Here is a 25,582-nt window from a genome sequence, read left to right as displayed (position 1 = left end):
AAGCGGGATCGGGCCGCAACTACCCTAAATTCCGGAAAAAGGCCAGCGTGTCCGCCGGAATCTGATAGAAACTTGCCATGACCGCGAGCACGCCCGCACCGTCTCCCTGGTGGACGCCAGACGTCCATGCCGACCGTCGCCCGTTCCTCATCGCGCGCAACCGCATCCAGGCCGCGCTGAGGGGCTATTTCGCCGAGCGCGCCTTTGTCGAGGTCGATACCGCGACGTTGCAGGTCTCGCCCGGAAACGAGGCGCATCTGCATGCTTTTCGCACGGAAGCGATCGGCCATTCGGGAACCGCGACGCCGCTCTACCTGCACACCTCGCCCGAGTTCGCCTGCAAGAAGCTGCTCGCCGCCGGCGAGGAACGGATCGCCTGTTTCGCTCATGTCTACCGCAATCGCGAGCGGGGCCCCCTGCACCATCCGGAATTCACCATGCTCGAATGGTACCGGGTGGGGGAAGGCTACGAGGAACTGATGCGCGATTGCGCCGCCATCCTGGCGCTTGCCGCGCGGACGGCAGGGACGCAGCGCCTTTCCTGGCGCGGACGTGACTGCGATCCCTTTGCCGAGCCCGAACGGCTGACCGTAGCGGCCGCCTTCGAGCGCCATGCCGGCCTCGACCTTATGGCGACCATCGGTCCCGACGGCGCGACCGATCGCGAGGTCCTGGCGACGGCGATGGGCCGGGCCGGCATGCGCGTGACACCCGACGATACCTGGGCCGACCTGTTCAGCCGCGTGCTGGTGGAGCGCGTGGAGCCCAATCTCGGTTTCGGCAGGGCGACGGTGCTTTGCGAATATCCCGTCTCCGAGGCGGCGCTGGCGCGCCCGGCGCCGCACGATCCCCGCGTCGCCGAGCGTTTCGAACTCTATGCCTGCGGCGTCGAACTCGCCAATGCCTTCGGCGAACTCACGGACGCCGCCGAGCAGCGTCGCCGGTTCGGACTGGAGATGGCGGAAAAGCAGCGGGTCTATGGCGAGACCTATCCGCTCGACGAGGATTTTCTCGCAGCGCTGCGCATCATGCCCGAAGCGAGCGGCATCGCGCTCGGCTTCGATCGCCTGGTGATGCTGGCGACGGGCGCTGCGCGCATCGACCAGGTCATCTGGGCGCCGGTCGCGGAGACCGCGCCATGAGCATGCCAAGGACGCTGCGTTCGGTGCCGGAACTGGTGGAGGCCGGCCTGCTGCCGCCGGGAGCCGAACATTCGGACATGGCCCGGGTCGGCGAACGCTATGCGGTTGCGCTGACGCCGGCGGTCGCGGCAATGATCGACCGGCAAGACCCGCACGATCCGATCGCGCTGCAGTTCGTCCCCGATGCCGCGGAACTCCATGTCCGCGCCGAGGAGCGGACCGATCCGATCGGCGACCTCGCCCACAGCCCGGTGGAGGGCATCGTCCATCGCTACCCCGACCGGGTGTTGCTCAAGGCGGTGCATGTCTGTCCGGTCTATTGCCGCTTCTGCTTCCGCCGCGAGATGGTCGGGCCGTCGGGGCTCGGGACGCTCACGCCCGAACAGCTCGACGCGGCCATCGCCTATATCGCCGCGCGGCAGGAGATCTGGGAGGTGATCCTCACCGGCGGCGATCCGCTGGTCCTGTCCGCCCGCCGCCTGCGCGAGATCATGGAACGGCTGGCGGCCATCGGCCACGTCAAGATCGTCCGCTTCCATACCCGCGTGCCGGTGGTCGAGCCCGACCGCGTCGATGCCGCGCTGATCGATGCCCTGAAAGCGTCGGGCAAGACGACCTATGTCGCGCTCCACGCCAACCATCCGCGCGAACTGACGCCGCAGGCGCGCGCGGCCTGCGCCCGGCTGGTCGACGCCGGGATCGCGATGATCAGCCAGACGGTGCTCCTGAGGGGCGTCAATGATGATGCCGACGTGCTGGCCGCCCTGATGCGCGCCTTTGTCGAGAACCGCATCCGGCCCTACTATCTGCATCACCCCGATCTCGCGCCGGGCACCAGCCATTTCCGCCTCGGCCTCGCCGAGGGCAAGGCGCTGGTGGCGCAGTTGCGCGGCCGCATTTCCGGCCTCTGCCAGCCGACCTATATCCTCGACATCCCGGGAGGCCACGGAAAGGTTCCCGTGCTGTCCGACGCCGTCCGCGAAAGCGACGACGGCTGCTTCCGCATCCGCGATTTCCGCGGCGGCGAGCATCGTTATCCGCCCGACGCCGACGAAGGGCTGACGAAAGGCAACGCCGAAGGCTGAAGAGGTCACGGTGTCAGGTCCCGGCGAAGACGTCTTCTCCTTGCCTGGAGGCGGGGGCGATCAGAATTCTTCCCAGTCCCCGTCCTTGGTTTCCGCCTGCCTTGCGCCGAGCGCTCCAGCCAGCTTCTGGTTCAACAGATGCGCCGGCGAGGTGACCGCCCGCGATACCTTGCTCGCAGCCTTCACGTTCCACTGGCCGGCCGATTTCCGCGGCAACTGGGAAACGACGCCGCCCGCGGGCGGGCGCGACTTGCTGGTCTGCGCGCTTGCGGGCAGCGGCGCGGAAGGTGCCGGGCCGGCGGGCTCGGTTCCGGGCAGCGCATGCATCTGCGACCCGCCCGACGCCTGCCCGAGCGACGTGCCGACGTTGAAGCGGCCGATCAGCGCGTTGAGCGCCTGCACGTCGCTTGCCAGCCCGTGGCTGGCCGCCGTCGTTTCCTCGACCATGGCGGCGTTCTGCTGGGTGCCCTGGTCCATGTTTCCGACGGCCGTATTGATCTCGGAGAGGCCGAGCGCCTGTTCGCGGGCCGCCTGGACGATCGCCTGGACGTGCCCGTTGATCTCCTCGACCTCCACGACGATCGTCTCCAGCGCCTTGCCGGTGTCGCCGACGAGCGCCACGCCGTTGCGCACCTGGTTGCTGGAGGTGGTGATCAGCGCCTTGATCTCGTGTGCGGCCTTGGCCGAGCGCTGCGCCAGTTCGCGCACTTCCTGCGCCACCACGGCGAAGCCCTTGCCCGCCTCGCCCGCGCGCGCCGCCTCGACGCCGGCGTTCAAGGCCAGGAGGTTGGTCTGGAAGGCGATCTCGTCGATGACGCCGATGATGTTGCCGATCTCGCCGGAGGATTGCTCGATCTGCTGCATGGCGGAGATGGCGCGACGCACCACCTCGCCCGACTTTTCCGCACCGGCACGGGTATGCCCGACGAGTTCGCCGGCCTCCTCGGCGCGGCGGGTGGAATCGCGCACGGTCGTGGTGATCTGGTCCAGGGCTGCGGCCGTTTCCTCCACCGAGGCAGCCTGCTGTTCGGTGCGGCGCGCGAGCGCGTCGGCGGCGGTGCGGATCTCGCGGGCGCCGGAATCGATCGCCCGCGCATTGTCGCCGACCTCGCAGAGCGCTTCCCGCAGGCGCGCGACCGAGGTGTTGAAATCCTGCCGCAGCCGGTCGAGTTCGCCGTCGAACGGCGTGTCGATGGCGCAGGTCATGTCGCCGCCGGCAAGCCGGCCGAGCGCCTCGCCGAGCGATACGACCGCGGCTTCCACCTTGCCGGTCTCGCGGTTGCGTTCGGCTTCGCGGGCCATGCGTTCGGCTTCGGTGCTGGCGCGGTCGGACGCCGCCTGGCGCTCCAGGCGCAGGCGTTCGCCGGCATTGTCGCGGAAGATGGCGACGGCTGCCGCCATCTCGCCGATCTCGTCGCGGCGCTCCGCGTGCGGGATTTCCTGGTGGATGTCGCCGTCGGCTACCTTCTTCATGGCGGCGGCGATACCGTCCAGCGGGCGCACGACGCGCCGGTGGACGACGAAGATCGCAGCGATCGCGAGGCCTACCGACAGAGCGAGCGAGGCGATCGTCAGCTGATAGGCGGAATCCTGCTCGGCCTGCGCGGCGTCGATGGCCTGCGCCGTCAGCGACTGGTTGGTGGCGACGAGGCTCTTCAGGCCGGCATCGATCGTCTCGGCGTGCTGCTTCATCGGGCCGTGGAAGATCTCCAGCGCCGGCCCCTTGGCGGCGATGGCGGAAAACTGCTTCAGCTTCTCGGATTCGGCCAGGTAGGCCGCCAGGCTGTCCTTGATGCCGGCAACCGTACCTGCCGCGGCCGGGTCGCCCGACACGGCGCTCGCATAGGCGTCGATCCGCTGGTTCAGCACCGCGGCGTCGTCGGCGATTCTCTTTTCGATCGCCGTCAGTTCGTCCGGATTCATCGAGAGGAGATGTTCGGAAAACGTGCCGCCGAGGACGGAGAAGTCGTTGCTGATCTGCAGGATCTCGCTCATCTGGGGCATGCGCTCCTGCCCGATGCGCTCGAACTGGCCGGTGATCGTCGACAGCGACCTGAAGGCGACCGCGCCCTGTAGCCCGCCGAGCAGCACCATCAGGACGAAGAGGGCGGGAAGGAGCCTGCTGATCTTGATGCTGCGCATTGTTCAAATACCCGGGCTGTGGATTTCGACCTCGACTGACGTGGGGTGAACTCTAGTTCCGGCCCTTTAACGCAGGCTTAAATTGCGCCGTCAAAAGCCACGGCTTGCGGGCCGGTTTTCCGCACCCTACATCGAGCGCAACGAAAGGGAGTATGGGCATGGTCCTCGACGCGGCGCGCCTGGCGCTCGGCAATCTGTTCGCGCCGGAAACCCGGCGCGTGTTCTGGAAGGTGCTGGGCCTGACGGTCCTCGTCCTGATCGTGCTCTGGTTCGCGCTGCGCGAGAGCTTCATCGCCTTCGCCTGGCCCTGGGTCTCCGGCTACATGCCCGGGCTTCCCGACTGGACGGGCTGGCTCACCGTGATCTTCGGCATCATGGCAAGCATCGGCCTGGCCCTGTCGCTGGCGCTGCTGCTGGCACCGGTCACTGCGATCATCGCCGGCTTCTTCCTGGACGACGTGGCGGAGGTCGTCGAGGCGCGTGACTATCCGGGCGATCCGTCGGGCAAGGCGCTGCCGCTGTGGCCGGCGATCGCGGGCTCGCTCAAGTTCCTCGGCGTCGTGCTGGTCGGCAACCTCATCGCCCTTTTCCTGCTGCTGATCCCCGGCATCAACCTGATCGCCTTCTTCCTGGTCAACGGCTACCTGCTCGGCCGGGAGTTCTTCGAGTTCGCCGCCATGCGCTTCCGGTCGCCGGAGGAGGCACGGCTGTTCCGCGCCAAGCACGCCTCCACCGTCTTCCTGGCCGGCCTCCTCGTCGCCGCCTTCCTCGCCGTGCCGGTCGTCAACCTGCTGACGCCGCTCTTCGCGGCGGGCCTGATGGTCCACCTGCACAAGCTGCTGTCGCGCGCCGACCCCGGCTTTCGCGGCTGAGGATCAGGACGGCAGCGCGGCGGCCTCGTATTGTGCGGCGAATTCGGCGCTCGGCGGGATCGGCTTGATGACGTCGATCAGCACGCCGTTGGGATCGGCGGTGATGAAGTGCCGCTGGCCGAAATCCTCGTCGCACAGTGCCTTGAGGATCGGCAGGCCCGCGGCCCGACAGGCGGCATAGACCGCATCGGGATCCTCGACCTCGAAGTTCAGGAGCAGGCCCGACACCTTGCCGCGACCGGCCTCCGGTATCGTCCCGTGCTGTCCGTCAAGGATGGCCAGCGTCACATGCTCGTCCTCGGCCGATTGCAGGTGGACGTACCAGTCGCTGGAAAAGAGCGGCTGGAAGCGGAAGTGCCGGCAATAGAAGGCGGCGGTACCTGCGACGTCGTCGGTCATGATGACCGGATAGTAGCTCGTGCACTTCATGGCTTTCCTTCCTTTCATTGATAACATACAATCTGCATGTTTCTATTTATAATACGTGCAGAATGTATGTAAAGAGGGAAAGATGACCCGCAGCAACAAGGACCGGACGGAGGCCACGCGCACAGCCCTTCTCGACGCGGCGCGCGCGCTGTTCGTCGACAGGGGCTACGCGGCCACGGCCACGCCCGATATCGTCGCCGCCGCCGGCGTCACCCGCGGCGCGCTCTATCACCACTTCGAGGACAAACGGGCGCTGTTCCTCGCCGTCGTCGAACGGGAAGCCAGCACGGTCGCAGCGGAAATCGAGGCGCGCGCCGCTCCTGAGACGGACGCCCGCAAGGCGCTGATCCTCGGGGCAAGAGGCTATTTCGACGCGATGTCGCAGAAGGGCAGGACGCGCCTGCTGCTTCTCGATGCGCCCGCCGTCCTCGGTTCCGAAAGAGCGGCGGCCCTCGATCGCCGCAACGCCGAGGCATCGTTGCGCGCCGGCCTCTCGAACCTGCTGCGGGACGAGGCCGGCCGGTTGCTGGACCAGATGACGGCGCTGTTGTCCGCAGGCTTCGACCGGGCGGCGGTCGAGATCGCCGAGGGTGGCGACCGCGCCGCCTATGAGGCAGCCATCGTCTGTATGATCGACGGCCTCTGCCCGCGATAGGGCGTCTTTCTACTGCGCCGCGGCGACCGCCTGCGGCGGCAGCTCCACCAGCGGGGCGGGGATGTCGCAGCTCTTCTCGGGAGACTTGCAGATGTCGGCGATCACGCAGCGTTCGCAGTCCGGCTTGCGCGCCTTGCAGACATAGCGCCCGTGCAGGATCAGCCAGTGATGGGCGTGGTAGAGATAGTCATCCGGCACGATCCGCATCAACTGTGCCTCGACCTCGTCCGGGGTCTTCCCCGGCGCCAGACAGATCCGGTTGGCAATGCGGAAGATGTGGGTGTCGACCGCCATCGTCGCCTGACCGAAGGCCATCGACAGCACCACGTTCGCCGTCTTGCGGCCGACGCCCGGTAACGTCACCAGTTCCTCGCGGCTGCGCGGCACCTCGCCGCCGAACTCGTCGACGAGTTTCCGGCTCAGCGCGATCACGTTCTTGGCCTTGTTGCGGAAGAGCCCGATCGTCTTGATGTAGTCGCGGACCCTGTCCTCGCCGAGCGCCAGCATCTTCTCCGGCGTGTCGGCGACCGCAAACAGCGCGCGGGTCGCCTTGTTCACCCCGGCGTCGGTCGCCTGCGCCGAAAGCGCCACGGCAACGACGAGGGTGAAGGGGTTGACGTGCTCGAGCTCGCCCTTCGGCTCCGGCCGCTGGATGGAGAAGCGGCGGAAGATCTCGCGGATCTCGTCCGGCGTATAGGCACTTCTCGGCCTGGCGCTGCGGCGTCCCGGCGCCGGGGCGGTACCGGTCTTCGTTTTCGGTTTCGCGTTCTTCATCCTGCCTCTATAGTCATCGGTCATGAGCGATGGCAACGACGATATCAGCGCGAACGAACGGCCGGTGTTCCTCGCCGAACTCCGGCCGCACCGTTCGCTCGGCCACAGGGGCCATTTCGTCTTCTTCCTCATCGCCGGCGCGCTCACCTTCGCCCACATGGCGGTATTCCTCTTCTCCGGCGCCTGGCCGGTGATGATGTTCTTCGGCGCCGACTTCCTGATCCTGTTCGCAGCCTTCTGGCTGAACAACCGCGCGGCCCGGGCATCCGAACGGATCGCCCTGTCGCGCACCAATATCGCGATCAGCAAGCGCGACCCTGCCGGGCGGGAGACGAAGCACGACTTCAACCCCTTCTGGGCGCGCTTCAACGTCGCCCGCAAGGAGGAGATCGGCATCACCGGCATGTCCGTGAGCGGGCAGGGGCGGTGGACCGACATCGGCGGCTTCCTGCACCATGACGACCGCGAGCGTTTCGCGTCCGCCTTTTCCGGCGCGCTGGCGCGCGTCAAGCGCGGCCACTGATCGCTGCTGCAAGTTTCGGGTGGCAGCCTGCCCTAAGGCATGGTTTCCTGCAGGTCAGGAGAACGAACATGAACATCACCGCCACGCTGAATGCCGACATCACTCCCGCAGGCTCGGACTACGAGACGGTCCGCCGCGTCATCGAGATGATCACCGAGGACTATCGCGACCAGCCCTCGCTGGACGATATCGCCGCCCGCCTGCGGCAGCCGCCGACCCAGTTGCAGAAGACCTTCACCCGCTGGGCCGGCCTCTCGCCGAAGGCGTTCCTGCAAGCGGTCACGCTGGATCACGCCAAGCGGCTTCTGCGCCACGAAGCGATGCCGCTACTCGAGACCAGCTTCGAGGTCGGCCTGTCCGGTCCCGGCCGCCTGCACGATCTCTTCGTCACGCACGAGGCGATGTCGCCCGGCGAATGGAAGGCGCGCGGCGCCGGCCTGACGATCCGCTACGGCTTCCACGTCTCGCCGTTCGGCCAGGCGCTGGTGATGGTCACCGACCGCGGCCTCGCCGGCCTTGCCTTCGCCGATGACGGCGACGAGCACGCCTGCCTCGACGACATGACCTGCCGCTGGCCCAACGCGACGTACATCCGCGACGACGAGGCGACCGCGTCCTATGCCGCGCGCATATTCGATCCCGAGCGCTGGCATCCGGAGGAGCCGCTGCGCATCGTCCTGATCGGTTCGGATTTCCAGATCCGCGTGTGGGAGGCGCTGCTGCGCATACCGCTCGGCAAGGCCGTCACCTATTCCGATATCGCCGGCCAGCTCGGCCAGCCGACTGCATCGCGCGCCGTCGGCGCGGCCGTCGGCCGCAATCCCATATCCTTCGTCGTTCCCTGCCATCGTGCGCTCGGCAAGAGCGGCGCGCTCACCGGCTATCACTGGGGCCTGACCCGCAAGCGGGCCATGCTCGGCTGGGAAGCGGGGAAGGCGTAGGCAAGGACACCGCGCTGGGGTCCTCTCAAGCCAAAGAAATGGCCTCCGGAAGGATTTCTTTCCGGAGGCCATGATGTCTGTGGGATGCGGGCAGCGCTCAATGCGCGCCGGACATGTCGCCCAGGACTTCCTTCGAGGCGACGGTCGAATCCGCGTTCAGCCTGTAGACCATCGGAACGCCGGTCGCGAGGTTGAGGTTCAGCACCTGTTCCTTCGTCAGCCGGTCCAGCACCATGACGAGGGCGCGCAGCGAGTTGCCGTGAGCGGCGACCAGCACCGTCTGGCCGGCGAGCACGCGCGGCAGGATGTCGGTCAGGTAGTAGGGCCAGACGCGCGCGCCGGTGTCGCGCAGGCTTTCGCCGCCCGGCGGCGGCACGTCGTAGGAGCGGCGCCAGATGTGCACCTGTTCCTCGCCCCATTTTGCCCGTGCGTCGTCCTTGTTGAGGCCGGAGAGGTCGCCGTAGTCGCGTTCGTTCAGCGCCTGGTTGCGGATCGTCTCCAGATCAGGCTGGCCGACATTGTCCAGCACGATCTGGCAGGTCTTCTGCGCCCGCGACAGGTCGGAGGTAAAGGCGATGTCGAACTTGATGCCGGTGTCGGCCAGTGCCTTGCCGCCGGCATTGGCTTCCTCGACGCCGAGCGGCGTCAGGTCCGGGTCCTTCCAGCCTGTGAACAGGTTCTTCAGGTTCCATTCGCTCTGGCCGTGGCGAACAAGGACAAGGGTTCCGCTCATGTGGTCTTCGCTCCTCGCTAAGAGATGGGGTGGTCAGTTGAGCCCGAGCACGTCGAGCATGGTGTAGAGGCCGGGCTTCTTGTCGCGTGCCCAGAGTGCTGCCTTGACCGCGCCGCGCGCGAAGATCGCGCGGTCGCCGGCGCTGTGCGACAGGGTCACCAGTTCGCCCTCGCCGGCCAGCACCACCGAATGCTCGCCGACGACCGATCCGCCGCGCAGCGTGGCAAAGCCGATCGTGCCGGCCGCGCGCGCGCCGGTATGGCCGTCGCGCACCCGCACGGAATTCTCGGCAAGTGAGACGCCGCGCCCGCGCGCCGCTGCCTCGCCGAGCAGGAGGGCCGTGCCGGAAGGCGCGTCCACCTTGTGGCGATGATGCATCTCGAGGATTTCGATGTCCCAGTCGGAGGCGTCGAGCGCGCGGGCCGCCTGTTCGGCCATGACGGCGAGCAGGTTGACGCCGAGGCTCATGTTGCCCGACTTGACGACCCGGGCGTGGCGGGCAGCGGCTGCGATCTTCGCGTCGTCGTCCGCCGTGCAGCCCGTCGTGCCGATCACATGGACGATCCGCGCCTGCGCCGCAAGGCCGGCGAACTCGACCGACGCGGCGGGCGCGGTGAAGTCCAGCACCCCTTCCGCCTCCACGAAGGCCTCGAGCGGCTGGTCCGTCACCGTCACGCCGATCGGCCCGAGCCCCGCAAGTTCGCCCGCATCCTTGCCCACGAAGGGGGAGCCGGGGCGCTCGACGGCGGCAAACAGCCGTGCGCCGTCGACGGCATGGATCATCCGGATCAGCGTCTGGCCCATCCGACCGCCGGCGCCGACTACGACCAGCTTCATGTCGCCTGCCGTCATTCTTCAGATTCCTTCACCGTTTCCTGCGGATTTCCGCCGGGTCCCTGCAGATTGTGCAGCCGAGCGTAGAGACCGTCGGTGCGCGCGGCAAGGACATCGTGCGTGCCTTCCTCGGCGACCGTGCCGCTCTGCATCACGACGATCTTGTCGGCGTTCACGACCGTGGACAGCCTGTGGGCGATCACCACCACCGTCCGCCCGCTCATCGCATGTTCCAGCGCCTTCTGCACCGCCTGTTCGGATTCGGTGTCGAGCGCGGAGGTCGCCTCGTCGAGCAGGAGGATCGGCGCGTTGCGCACCAGTGCCCGCGCGATCGACAGCCGCTGGCGCTGGCCGCCCGAAAGCGTGATGCCGTTCTCGCCGACCGGCGTGTCGTAGCCCTGCGGCTGATCCAGGATGAATTCGTGCGCATAGGCGAGCCGTGCAGCCTCTTCCACCTCGGCGTCGGTCGCCTCCGGCCGGCCGTAGCGGATGTTGTCGCGGATCGTGCCCTCGAAGAGATAGGGCTGTTGCGAAACATAGGCGAGGCTGTTGCGCAGCGACTGCTTGGTCACATGCGCGATGTCCTGGCCGTCGATCAGGATCTCCCCGGCGTCCGGATCGTAGAAGCGCGGGATCAGGCTGATCACCGTCGACTTGCCCGCGCCGGAAGGGCCGACAAGCGCCGTCGTCCTGCCGCCCTCGGCAACGAAGCTGACGCCGTTGAGGATGCTTTTTCCGTTACCATAGGCGAAGGAGACGTTGCGGAATTCGATCTCCGCCTTCTCGATCCTGATCGGCTTCGCGTCCGCCCGGTCGCGCTGGTGCGGCTCGATGTCGAGGATCTCGTAGATCATCCGCGCGTTGACGACGGCCCGCTCCATCGACACCTGCAGCCGCGCCAGACGCCGGGCCGGGTCGTAGGCCATCAGCAGGGCTGCGATGAAGGCGAAGAAGGCGCCGGGCAGCACCCCGCCATAGATCGCCTGGTAGGCCGAGTAACCGAGCACGCTGGCGATCGCCACGCCTGCGAAGGTCTCCGTCATCGGCGCGGTCCGCTCCGAAAGCCGCGCGATGCGGTTGGAACGCTTCTCCGCCTGGTCGATGATCGTCTCGACCTTGGCGCGAAGCTGGTCCTCCATCGTGAACGCCTTGACGATGCTGATGCCCTGGATCGTCTCCTGGATGGCCCCGAGAACATGGCTGTTGATCAGCACCGATTCCCGCGTCGCCGACTTCAGCCTCCTGGAGACGTAGCGCAGCCCGAGCAGAAGCGGCGGGGCGACGAGGAAGACGATCGCCGTCAGCAGCGGGTCCTTCGAGATCATCACGCCGATGAGGGCGATGAGCGTCAGGAAATCGCGCGCGATCGACGTCACCGTCATGTTGAGGACGTCGCGGATGCCGTTGATGTTCTGGTTGATCTGGGCCGCCAGCCGCGCGGACCGGGCCTCGCTGAAAAACCCGACGCTCAGGCTCATCAGGTGCGAATAGAGCCTGCGCTGGTAGTTTGCGACGATGCTGTTGCCGATCTTCGACAGCGTCACCGCCTGGCCGTAGGTAGCAAATCCGCGCAGGATGAAGGCGAGCAGGATCGCGCCGCAGATCCAGGCGACGAGGTCTGCGCGCCGGTTGGCGAAGGCCTCGTTGACGACTGCCTCCATGATCCAGGCGGTGAACGCCGTGGCGCCGGCGACGAGGACGAGGCAGAAGATCGCAAAGACATAGCCGCGAATGTGATCGCGCCCGTTCTCCGCAATGACGCGCTTCAGAACGCCCGTGATCGTTTCGGCACTGACGTGACGATCGCTACGGTGCTTTTCGCTCAATTAACCCATCTTTCCTGCAGCGGCGATCGGCGCCCTGGCATCTGCGGCGCCTGTTGCGGCGCTCTATAGTGCCTTGCGCCGCGTTTGGCGAGTCTGGCGTTGAGGTGACCCGGCACCCTACCTCCGCCAGCGGCGACCTTCGCTGGCCACGCCGAAGCGGTCGGGCATGCGGGCAAAGGCGGCAAGACCCGCAAGGGCCGCCATCGGATGGGTCACAACGAAGGTGGGAATTTCGCGCAGCATCTCCCCGTGCGGCGCCTTGTCTTCGAAGCCGGCGCGGAACTCGGGACCACGCAGCGCCGGAAGGATCTTCTGCGAGATGCCGCCGGAGAGATAGACCCCGCCCTTGGCCATGAAGATCATGGCGATGTCGCCGGCGACGCGCCCGAGGTAGGTCGAAAACAGCGAGACCGTTTCGATCGCGTCCGGGTCGGATTTCGAAAGTGCCGCGCCGGTCACCGCGGCCGGCGTGTCCAATGCGGCCTCGCGGCGCTCGGTCGCGCAGATCGCGTGGTAGATGTTCATGATACCCCGCCCGCACAATAGCTGCTCGGCGGACATGCGTCCCTCGATCGGCTCGAGGAACGGCCAGATCTGGTAGTCGCGCTCGCTGCGCGGGCCGATGTCGATATGGCCGCCTTCTCCCGGAACTGGGATCCAGGTGTGCATCGCGTGCACGAGCCCGGCCACGCCCAGCCCGGTGCCGGGGCCGAGCACGGCGCGGGAGGCTGCGAAATTCTCCGCCCCGCCGCCGATCTTCTCGCGATCGCCGTCGGAGAGCGCGGCGATCGCCAGGGCCTGGGCCTCGAAGTCGTTGACGAGCAGGACGTCTTCCAGTCCGAGATTGGCGATCATGTCGCGCGGGCGCACCACCCAGTCGCAGTTCGTCAGCGGCACCTCGTCGCCCTGGATCGGGCCGGCAAGCGCCAGGATCGCCGATCGCGGCTGGACCGAGCTCTTGTCGAGGATCGAGCGCTGCAGCGCCTCGTCGATCGTCTCGAACTGCGCCGTCTGGATGATCGGGAATTCCTTCGGAGGCGCGAAGGCGTCGAGCAGGAGCGCGAAGCGGGCATTGGTGCCGCCGATGTCGCCGATCAGGATGGGAAAGGGCAGGACGATCTCGCCGTCGTTCGACTTTGCCATGATGTCTCGCTTTCCTCCCGGTCTTCGCGCCGCGATGAGTAACTTGCCCGAAGGCTTTTGCCACCGTTGTCAGCCGCCCGCAACCAGCCGCTCGGCGGTCGCCAGATTGAGCGCCATCGGGATGTCGTAGACGATCGCAAGCCGCATCAGCGCCTTGACGTCGACATCGTGCGGCATGGCCGTCAGCGGGTCGACGAAGAAGATCAGCATGTCGATCTCGCCGGTCGCGATCAGCGCGCCGATCTGCTGGTCGCCGCCGAGCGGGCCGCTCTTCAAGGGTGTCACGTCGAGTTCCGGACAGGCCGCCTGCACCCGGCCGCCGGTAGTGCCGGTGGCGAAGATCCGGCAGGCCATCAGGGCCGCCTCGTTCCGCCTGGCGAACTCCGCCATCTCATCCTTCTTCTCGTCGTGGGCGATGAGCGCGATGGTCTTCGGAAGCGGCATGGACGCGGTCCCTCAAGCGGCAAGGTCGTCGAATTTTAAATCGATTAGACGCTATGTACAGCAGGGCGCGGCACATGAAAAGCCGCATTTGACCGGGAGGTGCTACTGCAACGAGGGTCGCGGCAGGGGGATCGGGATGAGGCTGGCCGGCTCCGCGCCGCCATCGGCCGCGATCACCGCGGCGATCCCGTCGTCGGCCGCAGGCTGGGCCGCGAATGCCATCGCTGCGCCGCCGCCATAGGTGACCTCCTGCTCGGAGGCCGGCGCCGGCCCTGCCAGAACCGCGGCGCAGGATTTCGGCAGATCGGAGAGCTTGACGTAGCGCGGCTTCACCGGCTTCTGGTTCTTCTTCGGCTCCGGCTTCGCCCAGGGCTCCTTGGTGAACCACCAGGCGAGCGATTTGTCGCAGCCGTCGCCGGCCGGCACGGCAGCCTGGCCCTTGCAGTTGGCCGAACCCGGCGGGCATTTGATGCGGATGTGGAAATGTTCGTCATGGCCGTAGATCGGGCGGACCTTGCCGAGCAGCGAGCGGTCGCCCTGCCAGGTTTCGCAAAGCTTCTTCTTGATCGCCGGATTGACGAAGACGCGTTCGACCTGCGGATAGCTGGCGGCCTTCATGACGAGCCGTGCATGGGTGGACGTCCAGCGACGCGAATCGACCGTCAGGAACTTGCTCTTGTCGAGCATCGAGGTGAAGGGGAGTTGCTCCCTTTCCTGGGCGCTCATGCGCCGGTCCGGCATCGGAGTGAACCAGATGTCGGCGTCGAGCCCCATCTGATGCGATGCGTGACCCGAAAGCATCGGCCCGCCGCGCGGCTGCGATATGTCGCCGAGGAGAAGGCCGGGCCAGCCGAGCTTCTGCGCATCCTGCGAGAACTGCTCCAGAAGCGCGATCATCTCCGGATGCCCCCAGCGCCGGTTTCGCGACAGCCGCATCGCCTGCCAGGCCGGGCCGTCCGTCGGGATGGCGACGGCACCTGCAATGCACCCCTTGGCGTAGGAACCGTAGGCCTGCGTCTGCATCGCCGCCGGCAGTGCCCTCGCCCCGAAAAGTTCCTTGGCCGGCCGTTCCTCGGCCTGCAGCGGGGACGCCATGGCGGCGAGAAGGGCAGCCGCGGTGCCGAGACGGGAAAGGAGCTTCATGAGATTGAAAGACATCGTGTCGTCCGGAATCGATCTGCGTTTTCGGTCCCTGCGAATAGCATGGCGCGCTTTCGCGGAAATGGATTTCTGAGTCGCGAGGGGGCCGCAAAAAATCGCCGCTTTCATGGCGGCTTGTGTCCTTTGCCCGGAATTTGTCTAATCTTTCCGGCAGACGACAGGAACGATCAATGACCAAGGGGCTTGGCATGAAACTACGCAGATCCGGGAAATTCGTTGGGCTCATCCTCGCCGTAGCGGCCGCGACATCACTTTTCGGCCCGGCAGGCGCGCAGGAAGAGGCCCCCGAATGGCGGATCGGCATCTCCACCGTCGGCGATCTCAAGTACCGGCCCGGCTTTGCGCATTTCGACTACGTCAACCCGGAAGCGCCGAAGGGCGGAACGCTCAGGCTGTCCAATGCCGGCACGTTCGACACCTTCAATCCGCTGCTCGCCAAGGGCGAGGCGGCGGTCGGTGTCGGCATGGTCTTCGATACGCTGATGAAGTCCTCGGAGGACGAGATCACCACCTCCTACGGATTGCTCGCCGAAGGCGTCTCCTATCCCGACGACATCTCGTCTGCGACCTTTCGCCTCCGCCCAGAGGCGAAGTGGGAGGACGGCCAGCCGGTGACCCCCGAAGACGTGATCTTCTCCTTCGAAAAAGTGATCGAGCACAATCCGCTCTTCACCAACTACTACCAGCACGTCGTCTCCGTGGAGAAGACCGGCGAGCGCGACGTCACCTTCCATTTCGACGAGAAGAACAACCGCGAACTGCCGCAGATCCTCGGCCAGTTTTCGATCGTGCCGAAGCACTGGTGGGAAGGAAAGGATGCCAAGGGCCAGCAGCGCGACATTTCCCGCACGACGCTGGAGCCGGTCATGGGCTCGGGACCGTACCGGATCGCCTCGTTCTCGCCGGGAGCGTCTATCCGCTACGAATTGCGCGACGACTATTGGGGCAAGGACCTCAACGTCAATGTCGGCCAGAACAATTTCGGCCGCATCGAGTATTCCTTCTATGGCGACCGCAACGTCGAGTTCGAGGCGTTCCGTGCCGGCAATGTCGACTACTGGTTCGAGAACCAGGCGAGCCGCTGGGCGACGGGCTATGACTTCCCTGCCGTCAAGGATGGCCGCATCAAGCGCGAGGAAGTCCCCAACCGCCGCCGCGCGAGCGGGGTGATGCAGGCGATGGTGCCGAACATGCGCAAGGAGATGTTCAAGGACGAACGCGTGCGCGAGGCGCTGGGCTATGCCTTCGATTTCGAGGAACTGAACAAGACCATCTTCTTTGGGCAGTACCAGCGGGTCAACAGCTACTTCTTCGGCACCGAGCTGGCCTCTTCCGGCCTGCCCGAGGGCAAGGAACTGGAGATTCTGAACGAAGTGAAGGACCAGGTGCCGCCGAGCGTCTTTACCGAGCCCTTCGAAAACCCGGTCGGCGGCGATCCGGGCAAGCAGCGCGAGAACCTGCGCAAGGCGGTCGCGCTCCTGAAGGATGCCGGCTACGTTCTGAAGGGCAACCGGATGGTGCGGGCCGATACCGGCGAGCCGCTCTCCTTCGAGATCCTGCTGTCCAGCCCCATGCTGGAACGCGTCGCCCTGCCCTACGCCAACAATCTCAAGCGCATCGGCATCGATGCGCGGCTGCGCACCGTCGATCCGTCGCAATACACCAATCGCACCCGCGATTTCGACTATGACATGACGTGGCACGTCTGGGGGCAGTCCCTGCATCCGGGCAATGAGCAGGGCGACTACTGGGGTTCGTCCTCGGTGTCGCGCGTGGGGTCGCAGAACTATGCCGGGATCGCCGATCCCGCCGTCGATGCCCTGATCAATCGGATCATCTTCGCCAAGGACCGTGAGGAACTCGTTGCCGCGACCCGTGCAATGGACCGTGTGCTCCTCCACCATCACTATGTCGTGCCGATGTACTACCGCATGTCGGACCCGATCGCCTATTGGAACCGAATCACGCCTCCGGCAGAATTGCCCACCTATGGCCTCGGCTTCCCCGACGCCTGGTGGTCGACCGAGGTCAAGCAGGACTGAGCGCTTGCATTGGGGCGCCCCGGCGCCCCAAATGACGGGAAATACGAATCACCGCTGACAGCGGGGCGAGAATCGGGGATTGGGCGGTTTTGACAGCTGACAGGGCGATAGGGCGCGGCATGGCATCCGCAGGCGAGCGGAGGCAGGGCTGATGGGTGCCTATATCCTCAGGCGCCTGCTGCTGATGATCCCGACGATCGTGGGCATCATGGCGATCTCCTTCATCGTCGTCCAGTTCGCCCCGGGCGGGCCGGTCGAGCAGGTGATCTCCGACCTGACCAGCCAGGGCGGCGGCGACCGGCTTTCCGGCGGCGGCGACATGCTGCAGGACTTCTCCCAGGATGCCTCCGGCTATCGCGGCGCGCGCGGCCTCGATCCCGAGTTCATCGCCAAGCTCGAACAGCAGTTCGGCTTCGACAAGCCGCCGCTCGAGCGCTTCCTGTCGATGATGGGCAACTACATCCGCTTCGATTTCGGCGAGAGCTTCTTCCGCAATACCTCGGTGGTCGACCTCATCGTCGAAAAGATGCCGGTGTCGATATCGCTCGGCGTGTGGATCCTGATCCTCTCCTATGCGATCTCGATCCCGCTCGGCATCAAGAAGGCGGTCTCCGACGGCTCGCCCTTCGACATGTGGACCTCCGCCATCATCGTCGTCGGCTATGCCGTGCCGAGCTTCCTGTTCGGCATCCTTCTGATCGTCGTCTTCGCCGGCGGCTCGTTCTTCGACTGGTTCCCTCTGCGCGGCATCGTCTCCGACGATTTCTGGCAGCTTCCCTGGTGGCAGAAGCCGCTCGACTATCTCTGGCACATGACGCTGCCGCTGATCACGCTGCTGCTGTCGGCCTTCGCCACGACGACGCTTTTGACGAAGAACTCCTTCATCGACGAGATCAAGAAGCAGTACGTGGTCACCGCCCGCGCCAAGGGCCTGACGGAGCGGCAGGTGCTCTACGGCCACGTGTTCCGCAACGCCATGCTGATCATCATCGCCGGCTTCCCGGGCGCCTTCATCTCGGCCTTCTTCACCGGCTCGCTGCTGATCGAATACATCTTCTCGCTCGATGGCCTGGGCCGGCTCGGCTACGACGCCATCGTCCGCCGCGACTATCCGATCGTTTTCGCCACCCTCTACATCTTCTCGCTGATGGGCCTGGTCGTCAGCCTGATCTCGGACCTGATCTACACCTGGGTCGATCCGCGCATCGATTTCGAGCGGAGGGACGTCTGATGACCGTTCTTCCCGACGCCCGCGCGCTTCCCGACGGTGCTCCGCCGAAGGGCTTTCTCTCGCCGACCAATCAAAGGCGCTGGGAGAATTTCAAGGCGAACCGCCGCGGATACTGGTCGCTCTGGCTCTTCCTCGTGCTGTTCGGCCTCAGTCTCTGCGCCGAGTTCGTCGCCAACGACCGCCCGGTGATCGCCTCCTACAAGGGCGAGATCCTGTTTCCGGTGCTGGTGAACTATCCGGAGGAGAAGTTCGGCGGCTTCCTCGCCGAGACCGACTACAAGTCCGATTTCATCCGCGACGAGATCGAGGCCAACGGCTGGATGATCTGGCCGCCGATCCGTTACTCCTATCGCACCGTCAATTCGAACATCCCCCATTCCGCGCCGACGAAGCCGTTCTGGCTGATGAGCCAGGAGGAGCGCTGCTCGGGCTATCCGCTGGGGCAGGACGATCCCGGCTGCATCCTCGGCAATTTCAACTGGCTCGGCACCGACGACCAGGCGCGCGACGTGCTCGCCCGCGTCATCTATGGCTTCCGCATCTCGGTGCTGTTCGGCCTGGCGCTGACGATCGCGTCCGCCATCGTCGGCGTCTCGGCGGGCGCCGTGCAGGGCTATTTCGGCGGCTGGACCGATCTTTTGATGCAGCGTTTCATCGAGATCTGGTCGTCGATGCCGGTGCTCTACATTCTTCTCATCATTTCCGCGATTCTGCCGCCGGGCTTCTGGATCCTCTTGTCGATCATGCTCCTGTTCTCCTGGGTCGGCTTCGTCGGTGTGGTGCGCGCCGAGTTCCTGCGCGCGCGCAACTTCGAATACGTGCGGGCCGCCCGCGCGCTGGGTGTCGGCAACGGCACGATCATGGTCCGCCACCTGCTGCCCAACGCCATGGTGGCGACGCTGACCTTCCTGCCCTTCATCCTGTCCGGCTCGATCACGACCCTGACGTCGCTCGACTTCCTCGGCTTCGGCATGCCGCCCGGTTCGCCCTCTCTGGGGGAACTGATCGCCCAGGGCAAGCAGAACCTGCAGGCGCCGTGGCTCGGGATCACCGCCTTCGTCATCATGTCGCTGATGCTGTCCCTGCTGATCTTCGTCGGCGAGGCCACCCGCGACGCCTTCGACCCGAGGAAGACCTTCCGGTGAGCGCTGTGATGCAAGACCAGACGGCCAACGACCGGAAAGCCGGACCGATCCTCAAGGTGGAAGACCTGTCGGTCGCCTTCCACCAGGGCGGCAAGACGTCGATCGCCGTCGATCACGTGTCCTTCGAGATCGGCCGCGGCGAGGTGGTGGCGCTCGTGGGCGAATCCGGATCCGGCAAGTCGGTGACGGCGAATTCCGTGCTCAGGCTCCTGCCTTATCCGGCCGCAAGCCATCCCTCCGGCGCGGTGCACTTCAACGGGCGCGACCTGATGAAGGCCCCGGAGGCCGAACTGCGCCAGGTGCGCGGCAACGATATCACCATGATCTTCCAGGAGCCGATGACCTCGCTCAACCCGCTCCATTCGATCGAGCGGCAGATCGGCGAAATCCTCGAGCTGCATCAGAACATCAAGGGTCCGGCCGCGCGGGAGCGGACGCTCGAACTCTTGAACCAGGTCGGCATCCGCGAGCCGGAGAAGCGCCTGGCCGCCTATCCGCACGAACTGTCCGGCGGGCAGCGCCAGCGCGTAATGATCGCGATGGCGCTGGCCAACCGGCCCGAACTCCTGATCGCCGACGAGCCGACGACCGCGCTCGACGTCACCGTGCAGGCGCAGATCCTCGAGCTTCTGAAGAAGCTGAAGGACGAGCACGGCATGTCCATGCTGTTCATCACCCACGACCTCGGTATCGTACGCAAGTTCGCCGACCGGGTCTGCGTGATGACCAAGGGCAAGATCGTCGAGAGCGGTCCCGTCGAGGCGATCTTCACCGATCCGCAGCACGAATACACCCGCCACCTGCTCGCCTCCGAGCCGCGCGGGCGGCCCCTGCCGGCGGACGACACCCGTCCGGTGATCATGGAAGCGGACGACGTCCGGGTCTGGTTTCCGATCAAGGCCGGCTTCATGCGCAAGGTCGTCGACCACGTGAAGGCCGTCGACGGCATCGACCTCAGGCTCCGCGCCGGCCAGACGCTGGGCGTCGTTGGCGAATCCGGCTCGGGCAAGACGACGCTGGGCCTGGCGCTGACGCGGCTGATCGCCTCAAAAGGCAGGATCGCTTTCATCGGCAAGGACATTGCCGGCTACTCCTTCCAGGAGATGCGGCCGCTCAGGAACCGCATGCAGATCGTGTTCCAGGATCCCTACGGCTCGCTGTCGCCGCGCATGTCGGTCGCAGACATCGTCGGCGAAGGGCTTGCGGTCCACGAGCCGGCGCTCTCGGCCGACGAGCGCGACCGCCGGGTCGCCGCCGCGCTCGAAGAGACCGGCCTCGACGCGGCCACCCGCTGGCGCTACCCGCATGAATTCTCCGGCGGCCAGCGCCAGCGTATCGCCATCGCCCGCGCCATGGTGCTGAAGCCCGAATTCGTCATGCTGGATGAGCCGACCTCGGCGCTCGATATGAGCGTGCAGGCGCAGGTGGTCGACCTGCTCCGCGACCTGCAGGCGCGGCACAACCTCGCCTATCTCTTCATCAGCCACGACCTCAAGGTCGTCCGTGCGCTCGCAAACGAGATCATCGTCATGCGCGCCGGCAAGGTGGTGGAGAAGGGGCCGGCAGAGCGCATCATCGAGGCGCCGGAAATGCCTTACACCAAGGCGCTGATGGCTGCCGCCTTCGACCTGGCGGCAGTGAAGTCCGACGTCATCCGCCAATAGCAGGGAGCGCACCGTGCCAAAGAAAAGCCCCCTCGTCCTCGACCTGAAGTTCGACCGCGCGCAGATCGCGGCCGCCCTCAAGGGCGCCTTTGCCGGCCGGGAGGTGATCGACCTGGCGCTTCCCGTCAATCGCAGCCTCGATCTCTCCGGCGCCGGCTATGCCCTCGTCTGGCGTCCCTCGGCCGATCTGTTCGCGCGGGCGACGAACCTCAAGGTGGTCTTTTCCGGCGGCGCCGGCGTCGATCACGTCATGACCTTGCCCGGCCTGCCCGATGTCCCGGTCGTCCGCTTCGTCGATCCGACGCTGACGAACCGGATGAGCGAATGGATCGTGATGCAGTGCCTCCTGCATCTGCGCCAGTTCAAGGCTTACGAGGCGCAGAACCGCAAGCACCTGTGGCACGAACTGGCCCAGCCCGAGGCGGCCGAGGTGACCGTCGGCATCATGGGCATGGGCGTGCTGGGTCAGGACGCGGCGAGGAAGCTGAAAGTCATGGGCTTCGACGTCATAGGCTGGTCGCGCCGGAAGAAGGAGATAGAGGGTGTCGAGACCTTCGATGCGGCAGGGCTCGATGCCTTTCTGGCGCGGACGGATATCCTCGTCGGCCTGCTGCCTATGACGCCCGATACCGCCGGCATCTTCAACGCCTCACTGTTCAAGGGGCTTCGCCGCAACGGCGCCCTCGGCGGCCCCGTCTTCGTCAATGCCGGTCGTGGCGGCAGCCAGGTCGAGGCGGACATTCTCGCAGCGCTCGCCGGCGGCGTCCTTGCCGGTGCCTCGCTCGATGTGTTCGAGACGGAGCCGCTGCCGCTTCAAAGCCCGCTCTGGACCCATGAGAAGGTCTTCGTCACGCCGCATGCGGCGGCCGCGTCCGACGTCCGCGCGCTGTTTGCCCATGTCGAGCGCCAGATGGACCGCATCGAGAACGGCGAGCCGCCGGAGCACGTGGTCGACCGCGCCGCCGGCTACTGATCGCAACGGCCGGCCATGTCGACCGCGTGACGGCTGCGAAATGGACCGCTCAGGGCCTGCGGTAGCATGTGGGCTGCTGGTAGAGCCAGCCGATCCGTTCGATGGCGGCGGCGACGCCTTCGCGGGCCACGTTCATCGTGTTGCCGTTGGCGTGCAAGACCGTCTCTTCGTCTTCCATGATCGCCACGTGCCCCTTCCAGAACACGAGGTCGCCGCGCCGCAGATCGCCGCGGTCGATCGGCGTGCCGAGCCCGGATGCCTGCATGTCGGTGTCGCGCGGAGCGCGGCGTCCCGTCACCATCATCGCAAGCTGGACCAGTCCCGAGCAGTCGATCCCGAAGCCGCTCCGTCCGCCCCACAGATAGGGCGTCTCCAGCAGGCGGACGGCAATCGAGACGTAGTCGTCGCCGATCGCCCGGTCCGCAGGCGCGCAATGGGCCGCCACCACGAATTCCCCGCCGTCGAGCTTCAGGTAGCGTGTGCCGCGGGTCTCGGCTTCGCCGACGATGTTTAGCCGGCTACCGAGAGAGAGCGCAAAGGCTGCCGGCGTCTTCAGGTCCGCCCCGCCATAGGCAAAGGTTCTGGGCACCGCGACGACGTGCGTCGCGTCGGGGCCGGCCTCGCGGAGGGCATCGTCCGGCAGGTATCCGACGTAGCCGTCGAAGTCCGCCTTGACCCAGGCCCAGCCATCCGCCCGGTCGAGCACGCGCAGGCGCTCGCCGTAGAGGAGTTCGGTGTCGATCCCGGCACCGGCGTCCGGCCGTGGCCGGAGCGCTGCAACGGCGGCCGAGACCGTCGCCGGCGTGCCGGCCGTGTAGCGCGGGGCTTCGAGGCGGCCGCGCAGCGCCTCTTCGGCGAGGTCGGGCCGGTAGGCGTTCAGGCGGCGATCGGGCAGAGTGTTCATGCGGGGCTCACTGAGAGAGGGTCCGCCCGCGACCGATGATCAGGTCGCCGAGCCGTTCCAGATAGAGGGCGCCGTCGATGGTGCGCTTGATGATGACGTTGCGCCGGTCGCGTTCGTCGCGCTCGCGGGTCACGAGCCCGAGCGCCCCCATGGTGTCGAGCGCCCGGGTGATGACCGGCTTCGTCACCTCCAGCTTGGCGGCGAGGCCGCGGACGGTGTGCGGCGGCGGCACGAGGTAGATCTCGAGAAGGATTGCCAGTTGCCGCAGGCTGAGGTCCCGCCCGTCCAGCCTGACCTGCTGCATCGATACGGAATGCCAGAGGCCGAGCGCCTGCGAGGCCGAGAGTTCCAGGGGCAAGACAGTCTCCGGTCGGATATGCACGACGTCGTTACGGTACCGTATCATTCCGGTCATGGGAATAGGCCTGATCTTGCCCCGGCTGTGCGGCTACCCCGCCAGCGACTTCAGGTGATGGTAGAGCGCCCGGATCGCCTGGGCCTCGCCGCCGACCGGCGAATGCGGCCGCTCGGTCGGGGCCCAGCCGTAGATGTCGAAATGGACCCAGCTTTGGGTGCGCGTCACGAAGCGCTTGAGAAACAGGGCGGCCGTGATCGCACCGGCCATGCCGCCTGCGGGTGCGTTCGTGATGTCGGCGATCCGGGCAGTTATGTCCTTGTCGTAGCCCATGTAGAGCGGCAGCCGCCAGAGCGGGTCGTCGACCGAGAGGCTGGCATCGTCGAGCGCGCTTGCGAGATCGTCGTCGTCGGTGAAGAACGGCGGCAGGTCGGGTCCGAGCGCAACCCGCGCCGCGCCTGTCAGCGTCGCCATGTCGATCAAAAGCTCCGGCTCCTCCTCGTCGGCCAGCGCCAGCGCGTCGGCCAGGATCAGCCGGCCCTCGGCGTCGGTGTTGTCGATCTGCACGGTCAGCCCCTTGCGGCTGCGGTAGATGTCGCCGGGTCGGAAGGCATTGGCGGAGATCGAATTCTCGACCACCGGCACGAGCACCCGCAGGTCGATCTTCAGCTTGGCGTCCATGATCATCAGCGCCAGGCCCATGACGTTCGCCGCGCCGCCCATGTCCTTCTTCATCAAAAGCATGGAGGAGGCAGGCTTGATGTCGAGGCCGCCGGTGTCGAAGCAGACGCCCTTGCCGACCAGTGTCACCTTGCGGTGCCCCTTCTTGCCCCAGCGCAGTTCGAGCAGGCGCGGGGCCTCGGCGGACGCGCGGCCCACGGTGTGGATCAGCGGAAAGTTCTCCTTCAGCAGATCGTCGCCCCGGATCGCCGTGAACTTCGCCTTGTAATGCTCGGCGAGCGCGCGGAAGACGTCTTCGAGCGCGTCCGGTCCCATGTCGTTGGTCGGCGTGTTGATGAGGTCGCGTGCGAGGAAGACGCCGGCAAGCTGGCGCTTGATGTCCGTCGCATCCGCATCCGTCGGGATCATCAGCGTCGGCGCATCCTTCGTCGCCTGGCGGTAGCGCTCGAAGCGATAGCTGCCGAGGCCGTAGCCGAGGGAAAGCCGGTTGGCGGTCAGGGGCGCGGTCTCGATGTGCCAGTCGCCGGCCGGCAGCGTTCGCGCCAGCTTGCCGGCCAGGAAGGGTGTATCCGAGGGCGACTTGCCGAGGCCGAACAGGGCGCCGCCCAGATGGCCGTCGTCCGTGGGCACGAGAAGCAGTGCGCCCGCCTCGGCCTTGAAACCCGCCTTGCGCGCCCAGTCCAGCGCCACGGGATCGATCGTTCCGGTCTCGATATGCGCAGGCGTGATGGCGAAGATCGGAAGCGTCTTGCCGCCGCGGCTGTTGAAGGGGGACGGGCGTTCGATGAACTGGTAGGGGGCCATGGGCAGAGCCTTTGCGGTACGGTCCGGGATTCGGCGAATTAACACTCTGTTAGGGTTAACAGAATATTGCTGGAGTGAGGGTTGCGGCGTGATTCCTGACGATTTGGCCGCAAGAGACGTTCTGGGGAACATACATGCTTGGCTCCGCGCATGCACAACCGTTTGGCCGAAAATTCGCTCTTCTGACCGCGACCGCCCTGCTGGCCGCGACCCTTGCCGGCTGCAGCACCGGACCCAGCAGGGAAACGACCGGCTCCATACCCCGGAACTCCAAGCCGGTGACGGACATGAATGCCGGCGAACTGGCAAGGGCCGCCGAGAGCGTCGGCAAGGCCTATGAGAAGAACCCCAAGGACCGCCAGGCCGGCCTCAACTATGCGAACCTTCTGCGTATGACCGGGCGCAACGACCAGGCACTCGCCGTCATGCAGCAGGTGGCGATCTTCCACCCGACCGATCGCGAGGTTCTGGCGGCCTACGGCAAGTCGCAGGCGGCCGCCGGCCAGCTCGAACAGGCGCTCGGCACCATCCAGCGCGCGCAGACGCCCGACCGCCCCGACTGGCGGCTGAAATCGGCCGAAGGCGCGATCCTGGACCAGCTCGGCCGTGCCCCCGAAGCGCGCGGTCGCTACCGCGAGGCGCTCGACCTGAAGCCGAATGAGCCGTCGGTCCTGTCCAATCTCGGCATGTCCTATCTCCTGGTGCGCGACCTGAAGACCGCGGAGACCTACCTGCGCTCGGCAGCCCAGCAGCCGGCTGCCGATTCCAGCGTCCGGCAGAACCTGGCGCTCGCGATCGGCCTGCAGGGCCGTTTCGACGAGGCGCAGCAGATTGCCATGCAGGAACTCAGCGCCGAACAGGCCCAGGCGAACGTCGCCTATCTTCGCGGCATGCTCTCCCAGCAGAATGCCTGGAAGAAGCTCGCCCAGAACGACGACAACCACACCAACTGATCCCGGCAGACCGGGTTCGCCGGACAAACGCGGCGGGCGGCAGGTGCGATCGTGCCATCCCGTCTCCGCACGAGGATGCCTGACACCGGCGACGGATGGCCGTTGCCCCGTGTGACCGGCCCTGGT

The 25,582-nt window shown here is 66.4% G+C and carries 24 protein-coding genes; 12 read left to right on the top strand and 12 right to left on the bottom strand.

Going from position 1 to position 25,582, the window contains the following annotated elements:
* Positions 1–77 precede the first annotated feature (77 nt).
* Together epmA and LQK81_RS18680 are read left to right on the top strand one after the other, a co-directional pair.
* Positions 78–1,142: an EF-P lysine aminoacylase EpmA gene (gene epmA / locus LQK81_RS18685; protein WP_230807881.1), complete on the top strand. Its 1,065-nt coding sequence runs from the start codon at positions 78–80 to the stop codon at positions 1,140–1,142.
* Entirely contained in the window at positions 1,139–2,227 is a 1,089-nt protein-coding gene (locus tag LQK81_RS18680) for a lysine-2,3-aminomutase-like protein (RefSeq protein WP_230807880.1), read from the top strand. The genes epmA and LQK81_RS18680 overlap by 4 nt, the downstream gene beginning before the upstream one ends.
* Positions 2,228–2,287: 60 nt before the next feature.
* Here LQK81_RS18680 and LQK81_RS18675 read toward each other — a convergent pair whose 3' ends face one another.
* Positions 2,288–4,369: a methyl-accepting chemotaxis protein gene (locus tag LQK81_RS18675; protein ID WP_330166561.1), complete on the bottom strand. Its 2,082-nt coding sequence runs from the start codon at positions 4,367–4,369 to the stop codon at positions 2,288–2,290.
* 158 nt (positions 4,370–4,527) lie between these two features.
* On the opposite strand from LQK81_RS18675, the gene LQK81_RS18665 reads away from it, so the two are divergent.
* A complete protein-coding gene (locus LQK81_RS18665) occupies positions 4,528–5,241 on the top strand; it encodes a sulfate transporter family protein (protein WP_230807879.1) in 714 nt (237 codons plus the stop codon).
* A gap of 3 nt (positions 5,242–5,244) precedes the next feature.
* On the opposite strand, the gene LQK81_RS18660 is transcribed toward LQK81_RS18665, so the two are convergent.
* Complete coding sequence (locus LQK81_RS18660; RefSeq protein ID WP_230807878.1) at positions 5,245–5,670, bottom strand: VOC family protein; 426 nt, start codon at positions 5,668–5,670, stop codon at positions 5,245–5,247.
* 82 nt (positions 5,671–5,752) lie between these two features.
* Here LQK81_RS18660 and LQK81_RS18655 point away from each other — a divergent pair, with 82 nt between their 5' ends.
* A complete protein-coding gene (locus LQK81_RS18655) occupies positions 5,753–6,325 on the top strand; it encodes a TetR family transcriptional regulator (RefSeq protein WP_230807877.1) in 573 nt (190 codons plus the stop codon).
* 9 nt (positions 6,326–6,334) lie between these two features.
* On the opposite strand, the gene nth is transcribed toward LQK81_RS18655, so the two are convergent.
* Positions 6,335–7,099 carry an endonuclease III gene (nth, locus tag LQK81_RS18650; RefSeq protein ID WP_230807876.1) on the bottom strand — a complete coding sequence of 255 codons (765 nt, stop codon included), beginning with the start codon at positions 7,097–7,099 and terminating at the stop codon, positions 6,335–6,337.
* A gap of 22 nt (positions 7,100–7,121) precedes the next feature.
* Here nth and LQK81_RS18645 point away from each other — a divergent pair, with 22 nt between their 5' ends.
* Both LQK81_RS18645 and LQK81_RS18640 read left to right on the top strand, forming a co-directional pair.
* Positions 7,122–7,622, top strand: coding sequence for a DUF2244 domain-containing protein (locus tag LQK81_RS18645; RefSeq protein ID WP_230807875.1), 501 nt, complete (start codon positions 7,122–7,124; stop codon positions 7,620–7,622).
* Between the two features lie 68 nt (positions 7,623–7,690).
* The gene (locus tag LQK81_RS18640) at positions 7,691–8,563 is read left to right on the top strand and encodes a methylated-DNA--[protein]-cysteine S-methyltransferase (protein WP_230807874.1); all 873 of its coding nucleotides are present in this window, start codon (positions 7,691–7,693) and stop codon (positions 8,561–8,563) included.
* A gap of 97 nt (positions 8,564–8,660) precedes the next feature.
* Here LQK81_RS18640 and LQK81_RS18635 read toward each other — a convergent pair whose 3' ends face one another.
* The 6 genes from LQK81_RS18635 to mepA form a co-directional block, all read right to left on the bottom strand.
* On the bottom strand, positions 8,661–9,296 hold the full coding sequence (locus tag LQK81_RS18635) for a 2,3-bisphosphoglycerate-dependent phosphoglycerate mutase (protein WP_176950713.1): 636 nt from the start codon (positions 9,294–9,296) through the stop codon (positions 8,661–8,663).
* 33 nt (positions 9,297–9,329) lie between these two features.
* The gene (dapB, locus tag LQK81_RS18630) at positions 9,330–10,148 is read right to left on the bottom strand and encodes a 4-hydroxy-tetrahydrodipicolinate reductase (RefSeq protein ID WP_230807873.1); all 819 of its coding nucleotides are present in this window, start codon (positions 10,146–10,148) and stop codon (positions 9,330–9,332) included.
* The gene (locus LQK81_RS18625; protein ID WP_230807872.1) at positions 10,145–11,956 is read right to left on the bottom strand and encodes an ABC transporter ATP-binding protein; all 1,812 of its coding nucleotides are present in this window, start codon (positions 11,954–11,956) and stop codon (positions 10,145–10,147) included. Before LQK81_RS18625 ends, dapB begins: the two co-directional genes overlap by 4 nt.
* Positions 11,957–12,073: 117 nt before the next feature.
* Entirely contained in the window at positions 12,074–13,099 is a 1,026-nt protein-coding gene (locus LQK81_RS18620; RefSeq protein WP_230807871.1) for a glucokinase, read from the bottom strand.
* A 69-nt stretch (positions 13,100–13,168) separates the two neighbouring features.
* Positions 13,169–13,543, bottom strand: coding sequence for a methylglyoxal synthase (locus tag LQK81_RS18615; protein ID WP_230807870.1), 375 nt, complete (start codon positions 13,541–13,543; stop codon positions 13,169–13,171).
* Positions 13,544–13,645: 102 nt separating this feature from the next.
* On the bottom strand, positions 13,646–14,701 hold the full coding sequence (gene mepA / locus LQK81_RS18610; protein ID WP_442967158.1) for a penicillin-insensitive murein endopeptidase: 1,056 nt from the start codon (positions 14,699–14,701) through the stop codon (positions 13,646–13,648).
* A 191-nt stretch (positions 14,702–14,892) separates the two neighbouring features.
* Between mepA and LQK81_RS18605 the strand changes: the two genes are divergently transcribed.
* The 5 genes from LQK81_RS18605 (at position 14,893) to LQK81_RS18585 (ending at position 21,759) form a co-directional block, all read left to right on the top strand.
* Positions 14,893–16,746 (top strand): extracellular solute-binding protein, encoded by a 1,854-nt coding sequence (locus tag LQK81_RS18605; RefSeq protein ID WP_230807869.1) that lies wholly within the window; start codon positions 14,893–14,895, stop codon positions 16,744–16,746.
* A gap of 151 nt (positions 16,747–16,897) precedes the next feature.
* On the top strand, positions 16,898–17,977 hold the full coding sequence (locus LQK81_RS18600) for a microcin C ABC transporter permease YejB (protein WP_230807868.1): 1,080 nt from the start codon (positions 16,898–16,900) through the stop codon (positions 17,975–17,977).
* Positions 17,977–19,122: an ABC transporter permease gene (locus LQK81_RS18595; RefSeq protein ID WP_230807867.1), complete on the top strand. Its 1,146-nt coding sequence runs from the start codon at positions 17,977–17,979 to the stop codon at positions 19,120–19,122. Before LQK81_RS18600 ends, LQK81_RS18595 begins: the two co-directional genes overlap by 1 nt.
* A gap of 8 nt (positions 19,123–19,130) precedes the next feature.
* Positions 19,131–20,786 (top strand): ABC transporter ATP-binding protein, encoded by a 1,656-nt coding sequence (locus LQK81_RS18590; RefSeq protein ID WP_230807985.1) that lies wholly within the window; start codon positions 19,131–19,133, stop codon positions 20,784–20,786.
* A gap of 13 nt (positions 20,787–20,799) precedes the next feature.
* Entirely contained in the window at positions 20,800–21,759 is a 960-nt protein-coding gene (locus tag LQK81_RS18585; RefSeq protein ID WP_230807866.1) for a 2-hydroxyacid dehydrogenase, read from the top strand.
* Between the two features lie 49 nt (positions 21,760–21,808).
* On the opposite strand, the gene LQK81_RS18580 is transcribed toward LQK81_RS18585, so the two are convergent.
* From LQK81_RS18580 to LQK81_RS18570, 3 genes are all read right to left on the bottom strand, one after another.
* Positions 21,809–22,663: a C40 family peptidase gene (locus LQK81_RS18580; RefSeq protein ID WP_230807865.1), complete on the bottom strand. Its 855-nt coding sequence runs from the start codon at positions 22,661–22,663 to the stop codon at positions 21,809–21,811.
* Between the two features lie 7 nt (positions 22,664–22,670).
* Positions 22,671–23,021 (bottom strand): MarR family transcriptional regulator, encoded by a 351-nt coding sequence (locus LQK81_RS18575; protein WP_230807864.1) that lies wholly within the window; start codon positions 23,019–23,021, stop codon positions 22,671–22,673.
* Between the two features lie 90 nt (positions 23,022–23,111).
* Positions 23,112–24,503, bottom strand: coding sequence for a leucyl aminopeptidase family protein (locus tag LQK81_RS18570; RefSeq protein ID WP_230807863.1), 1,392 nt, complete (start codon positions 24,501–24,503; stop codon positions 23,112–23,114).
* 134 nt (positions 24,504–24,637) lie between these two features.
* Here LQK81_RS18570 and LQK81_RS18565 point away from each other — a divergent pair, with 134 nt between their 5' ends.
* Positions 24,638–25,456, top strand: a complete 819-nt coding sequence (locus LQK81_RS18565) for a tetratricopeptide repeat protein (RefSeq protein ID WP_230807862.1) — start codon at positions 24,638–24,640, stop codon at positions 25,454–25,456.
* Positions 25,457–25,582: the final 126 nt, after the last annotated feature.

Source organism: Rhizobium sp. GN54, assembly GCF_021026345.1.
GTDB lineage: Bacteria > Pseudomonadota > Alphaproteobacteria > Rhizobiales > Rhizobiaceae > Mycoplana.
This window is presented reverse-complemented; position numbering and strand designations above follow the sequence as displayed.

Bases quoted from the DNA above. Each gene is read 5' to 3' on its own strand.
- LQK81_RS18600 (WP_230807868.1), top strand. From the start codon at position 16,898: ATGGGTGCCTATATCCTCAGGCGCCTGCTGCTGATGATCCCGACGATC.
- LQK81_RS18605 (WP_230807869.1), top strand. From the start codon at position 14,893: ATGAAACTACGCAGATCCGGGAAATTCGTTGGGCTCATCCTCGCCGTA.
- LQK81_RS18665 (WP_230807879.1), top strand. From the start codon at position 4,528: ATGGTCCTCGACGCGGCGCGCCTGGCGCTCGGCAATCTGTTCGCGCCG.
- LQK81_RS18620 (WP_230807871.1), bottom strand. From the start codon at position 13,099: ATGGCAAAGTCGAACGACGGCGAGATCGTCCTGCCCTTTCCCATCCTG.
- LQK81_RS18660 (WP_230807878.1), bottom strand. From the start codon at position 5,670: ATGAAGTGCACGAGCTACTATCCGGTCATCATGACCGACGACGTCGCA.
- LQK81_RS18680 (WP_230807880.1), top strand. From the start codon at position 1,139: ATGAGCATGCCAAGGACGCTGCGTTCGGTGCCGGAACTGGTGGAGGCC.
- LQK81_RS18570 (WP_230807863.1), bottom strand. From the start codon at position 24,503: ATGGCCCCCTACCAGTTCATCGAACGCCCGTCCCCCTTCAACAGCCGC.
- LQK81_RS18645 (WP_230807875.1), top strand. From the start codon at position 7,122: ATGAGCGATGGCAACGACGATATCAGCGCGAACGAACGGCCGGTGTTC.
- LQK81_RS18565 (WP_230807862.1), top strand. From the start codon at position 24,638: ATGCTTGGCTCCGCGCATGCACAACCGTTTGGCCGAAAATTCGCTCTT.
- nth (WP_230807876.1), bottom strand. From the start codon at position 7,099: ATGAAGAACGCGAAACCGAAAACGAAGACCGGTACCGCCCCGGCGCCG.
- dapB (WP_230807873.1), bottom strand. From the start codon at position 10,148: ATGACGGCAGGCGACATGAAGCTGGTCGTAGTCGGCGCCGGCGGTCGG.
- LQK81_RS18590 (WP_230807985.1), top strand. From the start codon at position 19,131: ATGCAAGACCAGACGGCCAACGACCGGAAAGCCGGACCGATCCTCAAG.
- LQK81_RS18580 (WP_230807865.1), bottom strand. From the start codon at position 22,663: ATGAACACTCTGCCCGATCGCCGCCTGAACGCCTACCGGCCCGACCTC.
- LQK81_RS18675 (WP_330166561.1), bottom strand. From the start codon at position 4,369: ATGCGCAGCATCAAGATCAGCAGGCTCCTTCCCGCCCTCTTCGTCCTG.
- mepA (WP_442967158.1), bottom strand. From the start codon at position 14,701: ATGTCTTTCAATCTCATGAAGCTCCTTTCCCGTCTCGGCACCGCGGCT.
- epmA (WP_230807881.1), top strand. From the start codon at position 78: ATGACCGCGAGCACGCCCGCACCGTCTCCCTGGTGGACGCCAGACGTC.
- LQK81_RS18640 (WP_230807874.1), top strand. From the start codon at position 7,691: ATGAACATCACCGCCACGCTGAATGCCGACATCACTCCCGCAGGCTCG.
- LQK81_RS18595 (WP_230807867.1), top strand. From the start codon at position 17,977: ATGACCGTTCTTCCCGACGCCCGCGCGCTTCCCGACGGTGCTCCGCCG.
- LQK81_RS18655 (WP_230807877.1), top strand. From the start codon at position 5,753: ATGACCCGCAGCAACAAGGACCGGACGGAGGCCACGCGCACAGCCCTT.
- LQK81_RS18635 (WP_176950713.1), bottom strand. From the start codon at position 9,296: ATGAGCGGAACCCTTGTCCTTGTTCGCCACGGCCAGAGCGAATGGAAC.
- LQK81_RS18615 (WP_230807870.1), bottom strand. From the start codon at position 13,543: ATGCCGCTTCCGAAGACCATCGCGCTCATCGCCCACGACGAGAAGAAG.